Genomic DNA, 16873 nt, shown 5'->3' on the forward strand with positions numbered 1-16873 from the left:
TCGCCTGTGTGTCACGTGGTGTGGCGTGGTTGTCCTCGTGGGCAGTCTCCCGGTCGGCCTGCCGTCACGTAGTCCAACGTCAGGAAACTTGAGTCTGTTCCGCTCAACCCAGATGAGCGCTATGTGCGGTTTGCCGCCTATACCACGGATCGGGCCCTCCGGTTGTAACAACTCCGCGTAACAAACCCTGGGAAAGCCTTGTTTGAGCGAGCCCATCCGGGTCAATGTGTAGTCCATGCCTGTACCGAGCGCAGCCTTGACAAACCCGCCGTCGTCGTCGGGAAACACCCACGTCCTCGCGGCCGAGAGTGGCGTCCTCGCCTCCATCGAGAACTGGGTGAACGAGGTCTTCACCCCGATTTCCGACGGGTTCTCGGCCTTCGTCTTCGCCGAGATCACCCTGTTCGGGGTCAGCTTCCCCTGGATCGTGGCGTGGCTGATCGTCGCCGCGGCCATCTTCACGGTGTACTTCGGCTTCATCCAGATCCGCCGGTTCAAACTCGCGATCCAGATCGTGCGCGGTAAGTACACCGACAAGGACGAGCCGGGCGAGATCAACCATTTCCAAGCACTGGCCTCGGCCGTGTCCGGAACGGTCGGTCTCGGCAACATCGCCGGTGTCGGTGTGGCCGTCACCATCGGTGGTGCCGGTGCGACGTTCTGGATGATCGTGGCCGGCCTGCTCGGCATGTGTACCAAGTTCGTCGAGTGCACGCTCGGTGTGAAGTACCGCGAGGAGCACGCCGACGGCACCGTCTCGGGCGGGCCGATGCACTACCTGCGCAAGGGCCTCGCCGAGCGCTTCCCCAACGCTTCGGCGTCGGCCTCGGCAGGGTCCTCGCCATCTGCACCGCCGTCGGCATCCTGTTCTTCGGCATCGCCGGCGGCAGCATGTTCCAGGCCAACCAGACGTTCTCCCAGATCAAGAGCGTCACGGGCGGCGACGAGGGGCTGTTCGGCAGCGACGGTTCGGCGCTGGTCTTCGGCATCATCCTCGCCACCGTCGTCGGCATGGTGATCATCGGCGGCATCAAGTCCGTCGGCGCCGTGACGAGCCGGCTCGTGCCCGCGATGGCGCTGATCTACATCGCCGCGTGCCTGCTGGTCATCCTCATGAACATCGGCAGCGTGCCGGACGCGATCGTGCAGATCATCAGCGGCGCCTTCACCGGTGAGGGTGTCGTCGGCGGTGCCATCGGCGCCTGATCGTCGGCTTCCAACGTTCGGCGTTCTCCAACGAGGCCGGTCTGGGTTCCGCCCCGATCGCGCACTCCGCGGTGAAGACGAAGAACCCGTCGACCGAGGGCCTGGTCGCGCTGCTCGAGCCGTTCATCGACACCGTCGTCATCTGCACCATGACCGCGCTGACGATCGTCATCGCCAGCCCGCAGATGTGGACCGACACGCAGGCCACCGTCTTCGCAGGCGGCGACGCGCCCGACAACGAGCAGGGCGTGGCCATCACGTCCGCCGCGTTCGGCACCGTGCTGCCCTGGTTCCCGTACGTGCTGACCGTCGCGGTCGTGCTGTTCGCCGTGTCGACGATGATCACGTGGGGCTACTACGGCCAGAAGGCGTGGACGTTCCTGTTCGGCCGCTCGCGCATCGGTGAGCGCATCTACCAGGTGCTGTTCTGCCTGACCGTCGTCGTCGGCTGCGTGCTGACGCTCGGCGCGGTGCTCTCCTTCGCCGACGCCGTGGTGTTCTCGTTGGCGCTGTTCAACATCATCGGCCTCTACCTCCTCATGCCGATCGTCAAGAAGGAGGTCAAGGGCTTCGTCGGGAAGATCAAGTCCGGCGAGATCCAGCACGTCGACAAGAAGACCGACGCCTGACACTCCCGCCGGTTGCCCCCGTGGGCCCCTTGGTCGTGTTCAAAGCAACCATGGGGCCCACGGGGGCACTGTCGTTTCCGGGGTGGTCCACGTCACTCTGCACGCCGGTGACCGCACGGACCGTGATCAACTCGGCGCTCATCCGAGCTCCCGTTGCAGCTGCGAATGGTGGACCCGCAACGCCCGGAATACGCCATTCGGCGCACTGACCTGCGCCGAGTGCCCGAGCGAGGACCTACACGGATCAGGATTCTCGATAACACGCTGTAACAAAACGGTCCTTTGTCTTGCCCTACACCATTCGTTCAGGTCAACTACCTGACCATGTATCTGCACAGCACAGTCGGAGCGGAAACCACACCGCCCGACTCCACGAACCTCCTTGCGCAGGAAGAAGGCGGCGGAGGCCTCTTCGGCGGCATCGAGAGGTGGATCGAGGGGAACTTCACCCCGTTCTCCGAGTCCGTGTCGGGCTTCGTCTTCGGTGAGGTCGCGATCGGCGGGGTCGAGTTCCCGTGGATCGTCGCCTGGCTGATCCTGGGCGCGATCGTGTTCACGGTGTACTTCGGCTTCATTCAGATCCGGAAGCTGAAACTCGCCACCGACATCGTCCGCGGCAAGTACACCGACAAGAGCGAACCCGGCGAGATCAACCATTTCCAGGCCCTCGCTTCGGCTCTATCCGGCACCGTCGGCCTCGGCAACATCGCCGGCGTCGGTGCCGCTGTCACGATCGGTGGTGCCGGTGCGACGTTCTGGATGATCTGCGCCGGCATCCTCGCGATGGCCACGAAGTTCGTCGAGTGCACCCTCGGTGTGAAGTACCGCGAGGAGCACGCCGACGGCACCGTGTCCGGCGGCCCGATGTACTACCTGAGCAAGGGCGTGCCGGAGGTCATCAAGGGCGCGTTCGGCGTCGGCCTCGGCAAGGTCCTCGCCGTCTGCACCGCCATCGGCATCCTGTTCTTCGGGATCATCGGCGGCAACATGTTCCAGTCGAACCAGGCGTTCGCGCAGCTGAAGAACGTGACGGGCGGCGACGACGGCTGGCTGGGCAACGACGGCTCGGCGCTGACGTTCGGCATCATCCTGGCGATCATCATCGGTGTCGTGCTGATCGGCGGCATCAAGTCGATCGGCAAGGTCACCTCGCGACTCGTGCCGGCGATGGCGTTGATCTACCTGGCCGCGTGCCTCGTGGTCATCGGCGCCAACCTCAGCGCCGTGCCCGGCGCCATCGGCACCATCCTCGAGGGTGCGTTCACCGGCGAGGGCGTCGCGGGCGGCATCATCGGTGCGCTGATCGTCGGTATCCAGCGGTCCGCCTTCTCGAACGAGGCCGGTGTCGGTTCGGCCCCGATCGCGCACTCCGCGGTGAAGACGAAGAACCCGCCGACCGAGGGGTTCGTGGCGCTGCTCGAGCCGTTCATCGACACGGTCATCATCTGTACCCTCACCGCGCTGACGATCGTCATCGCCGCTCCGGCCATCTGGAGCGAGGGCTTCATCGCGGTCAACCAGGACGGTGCGGACGCGCCGGACGGCGTCACCGTCACCTCGGACGCGTTCGCCACGGTCATGCCGTGGTTCCCGTACCTGCTGACCGTCGCGGTGGTGCTGTTCGCCCTGTCGACGCTCATCACGTGGGGCTACTACGGCGAGAAGGCCTGGGGCTACCTGTTCGGCAAGAACCTCGTGTCGATCCGGATCTACCAGGTCATCTTCTGCACCATGTCGGCCGCGGGCGCGGTGATCACGCTCCAGTCGGTGATCGACTTCGCCGACTCGGTGCTGTTCGTGGTCGCACTGTTCAACATCACGGGTCTGTATCTGCTGATGCCGATCGTGAAGAGGGAGGTCAAGGCCTTCCTCGGCAAGATCGACAGCGGTGAGATCCAACGGAACGACAAGATGACCGAGGTCTGACGGCTCCGGCCCGACGACCCCAGTCCCGGTAGCGACGGCCCGGCATCCAACTGTGGGTGCCGGGCCGTTCGCCGTCGTCGGCGCCTGCAACACGTCCGAGTGGCTATGTCGACTACGCAAAGTGATTGACTGTGCGTCATCAAGGGATCACGTATTGTCGGGGCTGGTGGTGATGTTCGCCGCAAAACGGACCCCGCAACCACCCGTCCGGAGCAACAACGAAACAACCTCGCCCGTTCGCCCTACCGTGCAGCTGCACATGAATCTAGGGTTGGGCCGTGCGTACAGCACCGAAAGGTGGATTGGACAGTGTGCTTCACAGCGAGCTCCGCGTCGCGTTCGACGTGTCGCGCTGACCGTGGTTCGACGTCCACCGGCGGTTCCGCGCAGACCGCCGGGTCACCCACGCGCGCCTAGCTCCGAAAGGCCCTGACGATCACAGTGCGTATCAACCTCGCCCCCTTCCACGAATCCGGCGTCGCGACATGACAGCCGAGCCGATCAACCCGATCCCGAAGGTCGCCGACAACCGGGAGACCCCGGAAGCCGTGACGACCATGGTTCGGCACGTCCGCGAGTCGTGGCAGGAGTGCGAGCCGTACACACCGGAGGTCGCCCAGTTCTTCTACGGGATGCTGTTCACGCTCGCCCCCGAGGCGCGCGACTTCTTCCCGATCCACATGGACGTGCGTAGCGGCAAGCTGGTGCGCGCGATCGTCAACATCCTGCAGTCGGTGGACCGGCCCGACGACGTCGCGCCCTACCTGGTGCAGCTGGGCCGCGACCACCGCAAGTTCGGCGTGCAGCCGCACCACTACGAGGCGATCGGGACGGCGCTGCTGGCCGCGGTGAAGCGCCAGTTGCAGGACTCGTGGACCCCGGAGGTGGAGCGCGCGTGGGCGGAGGCGTTCACCATCGTCGCCCGTTCGATGCAGGATGCGGCGGAGGCGGACGAGTACCCCGCGTCGTGGACGGGCACGGTCGCCGAGCACCGCAGGCTCAGCTGGGACCTGGCGTTGGTGCGGATCGAGCCGGATCGGCACATCCCGTTCCGGCCGGGGCAGTATCTGAGTGTCGAGGTTCCGCAGCGGCCGCGGTTGTGGCGCTACCTGTCCCCGGCGAACGCGCCGCGTCCCGACGGCTCGCTCGAGTTCCACGTGCGGGCGATCGACCGTGGGTGGGTGTCGCGGGGCATCGTGGGCCACACGCAGCCCGGTGACGTGTGGCGGTTCGGTGCGCCGATGGGCCGGCTGCACGTCGATCGCGACGCGGGCCGGGACGTGCTGATGGTCGCGGGCGGCACCGGCGTAGCGCCGCTGCAGTCGCTGGTGGACGACCTGGGCCGATTCGGCCAGAACCCGAACGTGACGATCTTCTACGGCGGGCCGAAGCGTGAGGATCTGTATGCGCTGGAGGCGTTGCGTCAGTTGGCTGCGGTGAATCCGTGGCTGACGGTGGTTCCCGTGGTCGAGGAGGATGCGGGCCTGTCGGGTTTCGAGGTCGGCACGCTCGCCGACGCGGTCACGGCGCACGGCGCATGGCAGGACCACGACGTGCTGGTGTCGGGTTCGCCGTCGATGGTCCGGGCGACGGTGAGCCGCATGCTCGTCGCCGGTACGACGCTCGACCAGATCCGCTACGACCCGTTCACGGTGGAGTGACCTCGTCCGCGCGGGTGAGAACACTCCATTACTAACTCTCGAAAACAATTTCTTCGCACGTCGGAACATTCTCGCCGGAAAATCGGTGTTCCCACATTCTGGATTTGCTTTCTTCGGCTTGATGGGCGCTTCTACGTTGAGCTCATGAGCCGACACATCTTGACTGACGAACTGCTGCACACCCTCCACGCCCGCGCCGCCGGCGATGGGGCCGATGCCGATGCGCTGGCGGAGGATCTGGCCGATCTGGCGGGGGCGGGTTTTCTCCGGGCCGCGGTGCCGGAGGAGCTCGGTGGTGAGGGTTTGAGTGTGCATGAGGTGAATCTGGAGCTACGGAGGTTGGCGTATTGGGCGCGCCGACGGCGCGTGTGGTGGCTGTGCACGTGTTCTGGACGGGCGCGGCGGCGGATGTGCACCGTGGTGGGGATCGCCGGTTGACGTGGTTGTTGGAGGAGGCCGTGGCGGGCCGGTTCGTCTCGGCGAGCCACGGTGAGACGGCGGACGTTCCGGCGGCCACGTCGGCCGTTCCGGTGCCGGGTGGGTATGTGTTCGACGGCCACGTGCCGGCGACGCCGTTGGCGTCGGTGTGGAACTGGTTGGGCGTGCACGCCACGAACTCCACCGATCCGCAGGGTTCGACCGTGGTGCATGCGTTCGTGGACCGTTCCGCCGACGGTGTTCGGGTGGATCGTGAGGACACGGTGCTCGAGAACGTGTTCGTGCCACGGGAAAAGGTCGTCGAGACCGTCGCGTTCGGACACCGCCCGGGTACCGTGTCGCGCATTTTCCCGTGGGCGCTGCCCTTGTTGGGCAACGTGTCGCTCGGTATCGCGGAGCGTGCGCTCGACACGGCGACGGACAGTGCGCGCCGCCGCAACGCCGCCCATGTCGGTGCCAATTCGGTGCCGCACACGTCGTCGGTGCAGCACCGTACGGCGGAGGCAAGGCTGTTGTTGGAGAACGAGACGGCCCGGTTGGACAATCTCACCACTGCCCTGGCCGGCGGCTACGTTCCCGACGAGTTGTTGGCGACGTTGTCGGCGGCGAAGCAGCAGGCCGCCGACACGGCCACCCAGGTCGTGGACCTGTCGTTGGAGATCGCGGGCGCAAGCTCGATCCATGCGCAGGGCGAGCTGAAGCGTCTGCACCACGATGTCCGCACCGGCGCGTTCGACACCACGGGCGGCCGCCGTCCGGAGGTGGCCGCCGCATCGTAGTTCTCGGGTCCGACGGCCCGCCATCAGCACGATGGCGGGTCGTGTCGTGTGATGCACTGTCCGTTTCGGACGATCATGGTGGGAGCGGCGCGAGTTGGCGATCGGCATCGTCCGCCACGCCGCATCCGCCCGGCGGCCCGAGGCACCCCGACCGGAGTCCAACACCGTCTTCGACCCAGGTCGGGTGCGCAGGCCGACCCGCGCGGCGATACTGACACCCGTGACCACCGACGCCGCACCGCGACTCACGCCGTCCCAGCAGACATGGCGGATCCTCGCGGCCGCGGCGCTCGGCCTTCTGGCGTGGTGGTCCAATGCGGCGCTGCTCCTCCAGGTCGGGCCGCTGCCCACCTGGTACGCCATCGGTGACCCTGCGGTGGGGGTGGCTTGCCTGACCGCGGTCCTGTGGCGTCGGCGGTTCCCGTTCACCGTCGCGATGATCACCGCCGTGGCGACCGTCGCCTCGACCGCGGCGGCCGGCGCGGCACTCCTGGCGTTGTGCTCGCTGGCCACCCGTCGACGTCCGGTCGAGATCGCTCCCGCGGCCGTCGTCCTGGCGGGGATCTCGCAGCTCTACGTCGAGTACGGCATGGGCGATCCGGCGGACGGTCCACTGTGGCTCCAACTGTTCGCGGGGGCACTCGTCACGGGAATCGCAGCGGCCGTCGGCGCGGCGATCGGCGCACGCCGCGTCGAGCTGCGATCCCTGCGCCAACGCGCCGAGAGCGCCGAACGCGAGCAGCACGCCCGCGCCGCGCAGGCCCGCACCCAGGAACGCAACCGGATCGCCCGCGAGATGCACGACGTGCTCGCCCATCGCATCTCCCTCGTGTCGATGCAGGCCGGGGTTCTCGACCACCGCAGCGACCTCGGCGCCGAGGACAGCCGCGTCCTGGTCCGCAGCATCGCCGACAGCTCCCGCCGCGCACTCGAGGAACTGCGCGAGGTCCTCGGCGTGCTCCGCGCCGAACCGGACGGTCCCGAACCGCCCCAACCTTCTCTCGAGGAGGTGCCGAACCTCGTCGATGAAGCACGGTCGGCGGGGCTGGACGTCATTCTCGCGACGGACATGCCGTCCGTGCCGTCCGAAACCGTGGGCCGCACCTGCTACCGGATCGTCCGGGAGGGACTCACCAACGCCGCCAAGCACGCCCCCGGCTCGCGGGTGAGCGTCACGGTCGAGCGGAACGACATCGGACACCTACACGTCATCGTCCGCAATTCACCCACGCCCACCCCGGCTCCGGCACCACCGGTGTCCGGATTCGGGCTGCTCGGACTCGCCGAACGCGTACAGCTCGCCGGAGGCGCGCTCGACCACCGCGCCACGGCCGACGGCGGCTACGTCCTCACCGCGCGGCTACCGTCGACCGGCATCGATGTGGAGAAAGGATCCTGAGTGGACAACGACCCGACGCGGGTGCTCATCGTCGATGACGACCAGTTGGTGCGCATGGCACTGCGACTCGTCCTGGAGGGGGAGTCCGATCTGGCCGTCGTCGCAGAGGCACCGGACGGTGACGCCGCCATCGACGCGGTCGCCGAGTACGCACCCGACGTCGTCCTCATGGACGTGCGCATGCCCGGCCGGGACGGAATCGACGCCACCACCGCGATCCTGGATGCCGCGGACCCGCCGCGGGTCCTCATGTTGACGACCTTCGACTCCGACGATCTCGTGGTCGGCGCCCTGCGCGCCGGGGCGCTCGGCTTCGTCCTCAAGGACACGCCACCCGCGCAGATCGTCGACGCCGTCCGCACGGTCGCCGCCGGGGACCCCACCCTGTCGCCGACCGCCGCGGCGCGCGTGATCGCCGCCGCGACCGCGGCCCCGCCCGCCGACACCCGCGCGGCCTCCCGGGAGACCGCGCGGGCGAAGTTGTCCACATTGACCGAACGGGAACTCGACACCGCGCGGGCGATCGCCGAGGGACTGGGCAACCCGGAGATCGCGCAGCGGCTGCATATCAGCGTGGCCACCGTGAAGGCCCACACCGGAAACCTGCTGTCGAAACTGGCCGTAGGCAACCGGGTGCAGATCGCGCTCGTCGTCCGCGACGCGGAGGCGTGAGCACCGCTACTGCCCGGTGACCCGCTCGTCCGGTTCCGCCGCGCACGCCATGTCCTGCGCCGGCATGCGCCCGGTGGTCAGATACTCGGTCGTCGCCTCGTTGGAGCACGTGTTGGCACCGAACGGGTACACGCCGTGTCCACCCTGGTCGGCGGTCACCATCGTCGCGCGACTCCCGAAGGCCTTCCGCAGTTCGAGCGCACCCGCCAACGGGGTCGCCGGATCACGTTCGTTCTGAACCATGAGCACATTGGACGGACCGTCGTCACCGATGGCGACCGGCTGCTCGGGCCGTTCGTCCGGCCAGAACGCGCACGGGCTGACGTTGGCCGTCGACCCGCCGAGCATCGGGTACTTCAGCCGATCCACGGCAACGTTGCGCCGGTAGTCGCGCACCGAATCCGGCCAGCGCGAATCGGCACAGGTCACGGCGAGCCGGGCGGACATCAGGTTCTCCATGTCGCCCGACGGCGACGGAGGAGGGTCCGGAAGCGGGCTGTTCTCGTCGAGCGCCTGCCACATCTCGGCCAGCAGCGGCAGAAGGGCGTCGACGTACAGGAGCTCGAACGTCATGCCACGAAATATCGTGCCGTCGATGCCCTCGACGGGTGTGTCGTCGAGACGTGCGGCCAGTTCGAAGAACTTGGCCGTCACCTCGGCCTCCGTCGTACCCAGTCCGTACTCCGGTCGGGCGGCGGCGAACTCCGCGAAGTCCGGGAATCGATCAGCCATGCCACGGGCGAACCCGCGCATCGCGTCGTAGTCGTAGCCGCCCGCACCCAGGTTGCTGTCGAGCACGACCCGGTCGCTGCGTTCCGGGAACATGGTCGTATAGGTCGCGCCGAGGTAGGTGCCGTAGGAGGCGCCCAGGTAGGACACCTTCTGTTCGGCGAGCGCCGCACGGAGCCGATCCATGTCGCGTGCGGTGTTCGCGGTGGTGAGGTGCGGCAACATCCACCCCGTGCTCGACGTCGCGCACTGCTCGGCGATCGTCCGCGCGAACGTCGCTTCCTCCCTGACGTCGGCGCTCGTGTGGGCGTACTGGGGAAACGCACCGCGCGCCCGCTGCTCGTCCGTCAGGTCGCAGGTCACCGGGGCGCTGCGTCCGACACCACGAGGGTCCATGCCGATGAGGTCGTAGGAGTCCAGCACCTGCTCCGGCAGTCCGGCAGCCAACTGAGCCGGATACTCGAGGCCCGGACCGCCCGGGCCTCCCGGATTGGTCAGCAGCACACCGCGCCGTTTCGCCGGATTCTCGCTCGGCAGGCGGGACACGTGTACCTCGATCGTGGTCCCTCCGGGTTCCCGATAGTCCACTGGGACCGTCAGCGTCGAGCACTCCAGGTCGGGTGTGTCGATCTCCTCGGGGCACGGACCCCACGTCAGGCCCTCCGGGCCGGCCGACCCACTCCGCTCCTCCGACGCCGCTGCCGCGGCTCCAGGGACGGCCACCACTCCTGGCACCGCTGTCAACGCCGTGGCCCCCGCCATGATCAAAGCTGCGGTCCTGCGCATGTGTCGCCCCACAATCCGATATCCCCGCTGTCGATACCGGAGTGATTCTTCGCGAGCACCAGCGCGATCCGCATCGGCCCGGCGACTACGTATCTCCCCACCCCAAGGCGAAAGCGGGATCAGCCCCAGGTCGCAGACCCGAGGCCGTGTCAGCACCCCGCGTCGCCGTGTCAGCGTTTGGCGTCGCCGTGTTTGCGTTTGGCGTCGCCGTGTTGGCGACCTGGAGCGCACGGCATCCGGCCCACCTCGCCCGCGACCTGTCAACCATCCAACCCACAACCGCTCGCGCCACCCACCCACACCTGCGACGATGGGAGTTCCCTACCCGCTGGGAGTTGTGGTGGAGACGAGGATCGAGGTCGAGGACGGGTCGATCGGGGGCTATCTGGCGGTCCCGCAGCCGGAGGTGTCGGGGCCGGGTCCGTGGCCGGGCGTCGTGGTGGTGCACGACGTTTTCGGGATCACGCGGGACACGCGGCTGATCACGGACCGGTTCGCGACGGCGGGTTTCGTGGCGTTGGCACCGGATCTGTACTCACGGGGCGGGCTGGTGCGATGCGTCCGGTCGGTGTTCCGGGCGATGTTGGCAGGTGAGGGCCGCGCGTTCGCCGACCTCGACGCGACGCGCCGGACGTTGGCGGCACGCGCTGACTGCACGTCCCACGTGGGGATCGTGGGTTTCTGTCTGGGTGGCGGGTTCGCGTTGGTGGCAGCCAACAGCGGTTTCGGCGCGTCGGCGCCGTACTACGGCCAGCTGCCTGCGGACATGTCGGTGCTCGACGACGCGTGCCCGGTGGTCGCGAGTTTCGGCGGCAAGGACCCGACGTTGAAGGGCGCGGCGGCCACGCTCGAGGCCGAGCTCACCGCGCGCGGTGTCACCCATGACGTCAAGGAGTATCCGCAGGCCAAGCACAGCTTCGCCAATCAGCTGCCGCTGGGCCCGTTCAACCTCGCCGCGCGCATCACGGGGTTCGCCTACGACCACGAGGCCAGCGAGGACTCGTGGCGCCGGGTGCTCGCGTTCTTCCACGAACACCTCGCCGGTCCGCAGGCCTCGCAGGGCTGACCGACCGCAGAACGCCAACACGGCGACGCGGGATGCTGACACGCCCGCGCGAGGTGCTGACACGGTGTCGCAGAATGCCAACACGGCGACGCCAGGTGCTGACACGGCCGCGTTTCAGCGGGTGGGTTTCCAGACGACCAGGGCGTTCTGCTGGCGGAAGGGGACGAGGTCCTTGCGGTAGGAGGCGTGGACCGCTGCCGCGGCCTGTTCGGCCGCCGCATAGGCCGCCGACAGTTCCTCCGCGAGTTCGGTGACGCGGGCCTGCAACGCCTCGACCTGGTTCTCGAGGTCGATGATGCGTTTGACGCCCGCGAGGTTGACGCCTTCGGACTGCGACAGGCGTTGCACCTCGCGCAGTTGGGCGATGTCGCGCATGGAGTAGCGCCTACCGCCGCCGGTCGTACGACCGGGCGAGACGAGGCCCATCCGGTCGTACGAGCGCAACGTCTGGGCGTGCAGACCCGACAGTTGGGCCGCCACGGAGATGACGAAGACGGGGGTGTCCTCGTCGGCGCCGTGCGGCATCCCGAACCCGGGGGAACCTGATCCGAACATCACGCACCTCGCTCGCGCAGCAGCGCGGTGATCTCCGGTCGCGGATCGTGCTCTGCGACCGCGTCGGCGTACTTCTCGAGTGCTGCCTTCGCGTCGTCCTCGACCTTGGCCGGAACGACCACCTGCAGCGTAACGAGCAGATCGCCCTGGGCACCATCCCGTTTGGCGATTCCCTTGCCGCGCACGCGCAGCGTGCGCCCGCTCGCCGTGCCGGCCGGTACGCGCACCGACACCTTCGCGTCCAACGTCGGCACGCTCAACGTCGTGCCGAGCGCCAGTTCCGTGAACTCGACGGGCACCGTGATGGTCAGGTCGTTGCCCGAGCGGCCGAACAGGTCGTCGCCGTTGACGTGCACACGCACGAACAGGTCGCCCGCCGGCGCTCCGCCCTTGCCCGGCTCGCCCTGTCCGGCGAGGCGGATCTTCTGCCCGTTGTCGACGCCCGGCGGAACCCGCACCGTGAGCGTGCGCGTCCGCGTGGACACGCCCTCGCCCGCGCATTCGGGGCAGGGGTCGTCGATCTGCTGGCCGCGGCCGCGGCAGTCGGGGCACGGTTCGGAGAACGCGAACGCGCCCTGGTTGCGGGTCACGAGGCCGGCACCGGAGCACGTCGTGCACATGCGCGGCGCCGTTCCGGGTCGCGCGCCGTTGCCGCCGCACGTGCCGCACGTCGCCGGGCTCGACAGCCGCAGCGGCAGTGTCGCGCCCTTCACGGCCTCGGCGAAGTCGATCCGCACGTCGGTCTCGACATCGCTGCCGCGCTGCCCGCGGTGGGCACCGCCGGCCGCGCCGGGCGCGCCGCGGCGGCCGAACAGGTTGCCCAGCATGTCGCCGAGTCCGCCGAAACCGCCGCCGGCCTGGGCGTTGCCGCCCTGGCCGAAGATGTCGCCGAGGTCGAAGCCGCCCGCCGGACCGCCCGTGCCGCCGGGGAAGCCGCCGAAGCCGCCCCCGGTGCGGCCGGAGCCGAACAGGGCGCGCGCGTCGTCGTACTCCTTGCGTTTGTCCGAATCGGACAGTACGCCGTAGGCCTCCGAAACGGCCTTGAACTTCTTCTCCGCCTCGGTGTTGCCGGGATTGGCGTCGGGGTGGTTCTCCCGCGCCAGTTTCCGGTAGGCCTTCTTGATCTCGTCCGTGGAAGCGTCGGAGGAGACGCCCAGCTCACGGTAGAAGTCCTTGTCGAGCCACTCCCGAGCACTCATCGGACGTCTCCTCCTTTCCGCTTCTCGTCAGTTCTTCTGCTCATCGGTGTCGATGGGCAGTTCGCCTTCGACCGGCGGGTCGATCGGCTCCTCGGCCGGCGCGTCCGCCGATCCGTCCACAGTGGATGCGGCGGGTGCCGCGCCCGGCTCGTGGTCGGTGACGGCCACGAGCGCGGCCCGCAGCACGCGATCGCCGAACCGGTACCCGCGCCGCAGCACGGTGGTGACGGTCGGACCGGACACGTCGGGCGACGTGTCGTGCTGGACCGCCTCGTGCACGCTCGGGTCGAACTCGTCGCCCTCGGCGCCGAACGGCTCGAGGCCGGACTTCTCCAGCGCCTCGACGAGCTTGTCGGCCACCGACTTGAACGCACCGGTCAGGTCGCCGTGCTGGGCGGCCCGTTCCAGGTCGTCCAGCAGCGGCAACAGGTCACCCACGAGCGAGGCCTTGCCCGACGCGGCGAGCTGCTCGCGCTCCTTGTCGGCACGCCGCCGGTAGTTGGCGTACTCGGCCTGGACGCGCTGCAGGTCGGCGGTGCGTTCCTCGAGCTGCTTGGCCAGGTCGGCCTCGACGGGCGAACCCGCCTCGGCCGCCTCAGCTGCCGTGGCCTCCGGGCCGGAGCGCCCGCGGGCGCCTCCGAACCCTGCACGACATCGGCGTCGATCACCTGGTCGGCGTCCACGACGTCGGCCGGGCCGGGCTCACCCTGCTCGGCCTGCGACGCGGCGGTGGCCTCCGGGTCGATCTTGCGGCGATCCCGCACCACGACCGGTTCGGACTCCTGCTGGTCGGTCTCGTCGCGTTCGGTCACTTCTTGTCGTCCTCGTCGACGATCTCGGCGTCCACGACGTCGTCGTCGGCCTTCGCCGAGCCGGCGTCACCACCGGCGGCACCCGCGTCGCCGCCCGCGGCACCGGCGCCCGCAGCACCCGCACCGTCGCGCCCGCGTTCGCGTACAGCGCCTGGCCGAGCTCCTGGGAGGCCGTGTTCAGCTTCTCGACGGCTTCCTTGACCTTGGCGATGTCGTCGCCCTTCAGCGACTCCTTCGTCTCGTCGATGGCCGACTTGACGTTGCCCTTGAGCTCGTCCGACAGCTTGTCCTCGTTGTCGGACACGAACTTCTCGGTCTGGTAGGCCAGGGTCTCCGCCTGGTTGCGGGTCTCGGCCTCCTCGCGACGCTTCTGGTCCTCGTCGGCGTGCGCCTCGGCGTCCTTGACCATGCGGTCGATGTCCTCCTGCGGCAGCGCGGAGCCGCCGGTGATGGTCATCGACTGTTCCTTGTTGGTGCCGAGGTCCTTCGCCGTGACGTGCACGATGCCGTTGGCGTCGATGTCGAACGAGACCTCGATCTGCGGCACGCCGCGCGGTGCGGGCGGCAGGCCCGTCAGCTCGAACATGCCGAGCTTCTTGTTGTGCGCGGCGATCTCGCGCTCACCCTGGAACACCTGGATCTGCACGGACGGCTGGTTGTCGTCGGCCGTCGAGAAGATCTCGCTGCGCTTGGTCGGGATGGTCGTGTTGCGCTCGATGAGCTTGGTGAACACGCCGCCCTTGGTCTCGATGCCCAGCGACAGCGGCGTGACGTCCAGCAGCAGGACGTCCTTGACCTCGCCCTTGAGCACGCCGGCCTGCAGCGCGGCGCCGACGGCGACGACCTCGTCCGGGTTGACGCCCTTGTTCGGCTCCTTGCCGCCGGTCAGCTCGGTGACCAGCTCGGTCACGGCCGGCATACGGGTCGAACCGCCGACGAGCACGACGTGGTCGATCTCGCCGACCGAGATGCCCGCGTCGCGCACCACGTTGTTGAACGGGTTGCGCGTGCGCTCGAGCAGGTCCGAGGTGATGCGCTGGAACTCGGCACGGGACAGCGTCTCGTCGAGGAACAGCGGGTTCTTGTCGCCGTCGACCGTGATGTACGGCAGGTTGATGCTGGCGGTCGAGGAGCTCGAGAGCTCGATCTTCGCCTTCTCCGCGGCCTCCTTGATGCGCTGGAGGGCCATGCGGTCCTTGGTCAGGTCGATGCCGTTGGACGCCTTGAACTTGTCGACCAGCCAGTCGACGATCCGGTCGTCCCAGTCGTCGCCACCGAGGTTGTTGTCACCGCTGGTGGCGCGGACCTCGACGACACCCTCGCCGATCTCGAGCAGCGAGACGTCGAACGTGCCGCCACCGAGGTCGAAGACCAGGATGGTCTGTTCCTTCTCGCCCTTGTCGAGGCCGTAGGCCAGGGCGGCCGCGGTGGGCTCGTTGACGATGCGCAGGACGTTCAGGCCCGCGATCTGGCCGGCCTCCTTGGTGGCCTGCCGCTGGGCGTCCTCGAAGTACGCCGGGACGGTGATGACCGCGTCGGTCACCTCGTCGCCCAGGTAGGACTCGGCGTCGCGCTTGAGCTTCATCAGCACGCGCGCGCTGATCTCCTGGGCGGTGTATGCCTTGTCGTCGACCTCGGTGTTCCAGTCGGTGCCCATGTGCCGCTTGACCGACCGGATGGTCCGGTCGACGTTGGTGACGGCCTGGTTCTTCGCCGGCTGGCCCGTGAGCACCTCGCCGTTCTTGGCGAACGCCACGATGGACGGGGTGGTGCGGGCACCCTCCGAGTTGGCGATGACCGTCGCTCACCGCCCTCGAGGACCGAAACGACCGAGTTGGTCGTGCCAAGGTCGATGCCGACCGCTCGCGCCATGTGTCTTTCCCTCCTACTGCTCCTGTGGATGCCCCTGCTGCGTTTCGCGCGGGCCGTTCTGCCGCCTTCACGCGCGTGATCCGAAGACCTGAGCGGGGCTCACTCAAGTTCTAGCGCGGTTGGCCGAGTGGCGTCAAACCAGACTTGAGCGATGCCAACTCAACCTTCCTGCCGGGTCAACGGCCGACCAGCGGCGTTTGTTCCCGCAGGCCGGTCGGCTCAGCTGCCGATGAGTGTGACGTCACCGCTGTTCGAGTCGAGAGTCAGGGTGTGCGGGGCGTCGGGGTCGTGGCCGATGCCGAGCTCGCGCGTCCCGCTGCCGGTGTCGCCCTCGACGCGGTAGTCCCCGTCGGGGACGACGACGCGCACGTCGCCGCTGCGACCGACGCGGTCACGTCCGCGGCCTCGGCGAGCTCGAGGTCGACGCGGCCCGAACCGGCGTCCGCCTCGACCGCGCCCCGCAGGTCCCGTCCGACGAGCGAGCCCGAGCCGGCGTCGGCGACGACCTCCCCGCCGATGCCGGTGAACTCGGCGGTGCCGGACCCGACATCGACCTGCACGTCGCCGGTGACGTCGGACAGCCGCAGCGTCCCCGACCCGGCGCGGACGTCGGCCGACGACGCCCCCTCGATGTCGAGGGTTCCCGAGCCGATCTCGCCGTCGACCGCCAGTGCGCGCGGCACGACGACCTCGTGGTCGACGCGGCACCACATGGCGCAGCCGTCGAGGTGCAGCGCGCCGTCGGAGACCGAATGCGCGTCCCCCGGTTCGTTCCAGCGGTACGAGAACCGCTCGACCACGGTGATCTCGTCGACGTCCTCCACCCGGACGGCCACGTTGCCGCCCCCGACGTCGACCGCGATCCGGTCCACCTCGTCGGCGGCGAACGTGGACGTGCGCTCGGTGGTCGTCTCGTCGAACCATCCGAACGCGAGCACAACACCCGCGGCCATAACGGCGATCCCGCCGACCGCGAGCGCGGGGCGCTGCACCATCGGACGTCCCATGTCGATTCCCCTCGGTTCGTGTCAGGAGCAACCGTAGGCGCGTGGCACCGGCGGCGACATTGGGGACATCCCGGGCTTGTCCCGGACCGCCGCCTCAGGGGCTCCCAGGGGTCTGCGTTCGGGGTACGGGTGTGTCG

General features: G+C 68.5%; 11 protein-coding genes and 3 pseudogenes. 8 read left to right on the forward strand and 6 right to left on the reverse strand.

The genetic code is table 11. The features are described from left to right. Window positions 1-235: 235 nt before the first annotated feature. The 7 genes and pseudogenes from BJF85_RS25050 (at window position 236) to BJF85_RS25080 (ending at window position 8710) form a co-directional block, all read left to right on the forward strand. A pseudogene (locus BJF85_RS25050) lies at window positions 236-1835 on the forward strand (alanine/glycine:cation symporter family protein). A gap of 324 nt (window positions 1836-2159) precedes the next feature. Beyond that, window positions 2160-3761, forward strand: coding sequence for a sodium:alanine symporter family protein (locus BJF85_RS25055; protein WP_075850385.1), 1602 nt, complete (start codon window positions 2160-2162; stop codon window positions 3759-3761). Window positions 3762-4246: 485 nt separating this feature from the next. Further along, window positions 4247-5422 (forward strand): globin domain-containing protein, encoded by a 1176-nt coding sequence (locus BJF85_RS25060; RefSeq protein ID WP_139320856.1) that lies wholly within the window; start codon window positions 4247-4249, stop codon window positions 5420-5422. 144 nt (window positions 5423-5566) lie between these two features. Further along, window positions 5567-5860, forward strand: a complete 294-nt coding sequence (locus BJF85_RS28305; RefSeq protein ID WP_075850386.1) for a hypothetical protein — start codon at window positions 5567-5569, stop codon at window positions 5858-5860. Continuing rightward, window positions 5857-6639 carry an acyl-CoA dehydrogenase family protein gene (locus BJF85_RS25070; RefSeq protein WP_075850387.1) on the forward strand — a complete coding sequence of 261 codons (783 nt, stop codon included), beginning with the start codon at window positions 5857-5859 and terminating at the stop codon, window positions 6637-6639. The genes BJF85_RS28305 and BJF85_RS25070 overlap by 4 nt, the downstream gene beginning before the upstream one ends. A 94-nt stretch (window positions 6640-6733) precedes the next feature. After that, the gene (locus tag BJF85_RS25075) at window positions 6734-8038 is read left to right on the forward strand and encodes a sensor histidine kinase (RefSeq protein WP_255375918.1); all 1305 of its coding nucleotides are present in this window, start codon (window positions 6734-6736) and stop codon (window positions 8036-8038) included. Then, the gene (locus tag BJF85_RS25080) at window positions 8039-8710 is read left to right on the forward strand and encodes a response regulator transcription factor (RefSeq protein ID WP_075850388.1); all 672 of its coding nucleotides are present in this window, start codon (window positions 8039-8041) and stop codon (window positions 8708-8710) included. Window positions 8711-8716: 6 nt separating this feature from the next. Here BJF85_RS25080 and BJF85_RS25085 read toward each other — a convergent pair whose 3' ends face one another. Beyond that, window positions 8717-10225, reverse strand: coding sequence for an alpha/beta hydrolase (locus tag BJF85_RS25085; RefSeq protein WP_075850389.1), 1509 nt, complete (start codon window positions 10223-10225; stop codon window positions 8717-8719). Window positions 10226-10565: 340 nt separating this feature from the next. On the opposite strand from BJF85_RS25085, the gene BJF85_RS25090 reads away from it, so the two are divergent. After that, window positions 10566-11291 carry a dienelactone hydrolase family protein gene (locus BJF85_RS25090; protein ID WP_139320858.1) on the forward strand — a complete coding sequence of 242 codons (726 nt, stop codon included), beginning with the start codon at window positions 10566-10568 and terminating at the stop codon, window positions 11289-11291. Window positions 11292-11405: 114 nt separating this feature from the next. On the opposite strand, the gene BJF85_RS25095 is transcribed toward BJF85_RS25090, so the two are convergent. The 5 genes and pseudogenes from BJF85_RS25095 to BJF85_RS25115 form a co-directional block, all read right to left on the reverse strand. Then, window positions 11406-11846, reverse strand: a complete 441-nt coding sequence (locus tag BJF85_RS25095) for a heat shock protein transcriptional repressor HspR (protein ID WP_075850391.1) — start codon at window positions 11844-11846, stop codon at window positions 11406-11408. Next, the gene (gene dnaJ, locus BJF85_RS25100; protein ID WP_075850392.1) at window positions 11846-13045 is read right to left on the reverse strand and encodes a molecular chaperone DnaJ; all 1200 of its coding nucleotides are present in this window, start codon (window positions 13043-13045) and stop codon (window positions 11846-11848) included. The genes BJF85_RS25095 and dnaJ overlap by 1 nt, the downstream gene beginning before the upstream one ends. 27 nt (window positions 13046-13072) lie before the next feature. Then, window positions 13073-13857 (reverse strand): annotated as a pseudogene (gene grpE / locus BJF85_RS25105) (nucleotide exchange factor GrpE). Beyond that, window positions 13854-15729, reverse strand: a pseudogene (gene dnaK / locus BJF85_RS25110) (molecular chaperone DnaK). The pseudogenes grpE and dnaK overlap by 4 nt, the downstream one beginning before the upstream one ends. Window positions 15730-15992: 263 nt before the next feature. Further along, window positions 15993-16736 carry a DUF4097 domain-containing protein gene (locus tag BJF85_RS25115; protein WP_139320859.1) on the reverse strand — a complete coding sequence of 248 codons (744 nt, stop codon included), beginning with the start codon at window positions 16734-16736 and terminating at the stop codon, window positions 15993-15995. Window positions 16737-16873 lie beyond the last annotated feature (137 nt).

It is taken from the genome of Saccharomonospora sp. CUA-673 (genome assembly GCF_001942305.1).
Lineage (GTDB): Bacteria > Actinomycetota > Actinomycetes > Mycobacteriales > Pseudonocardiaceae > Prauserella.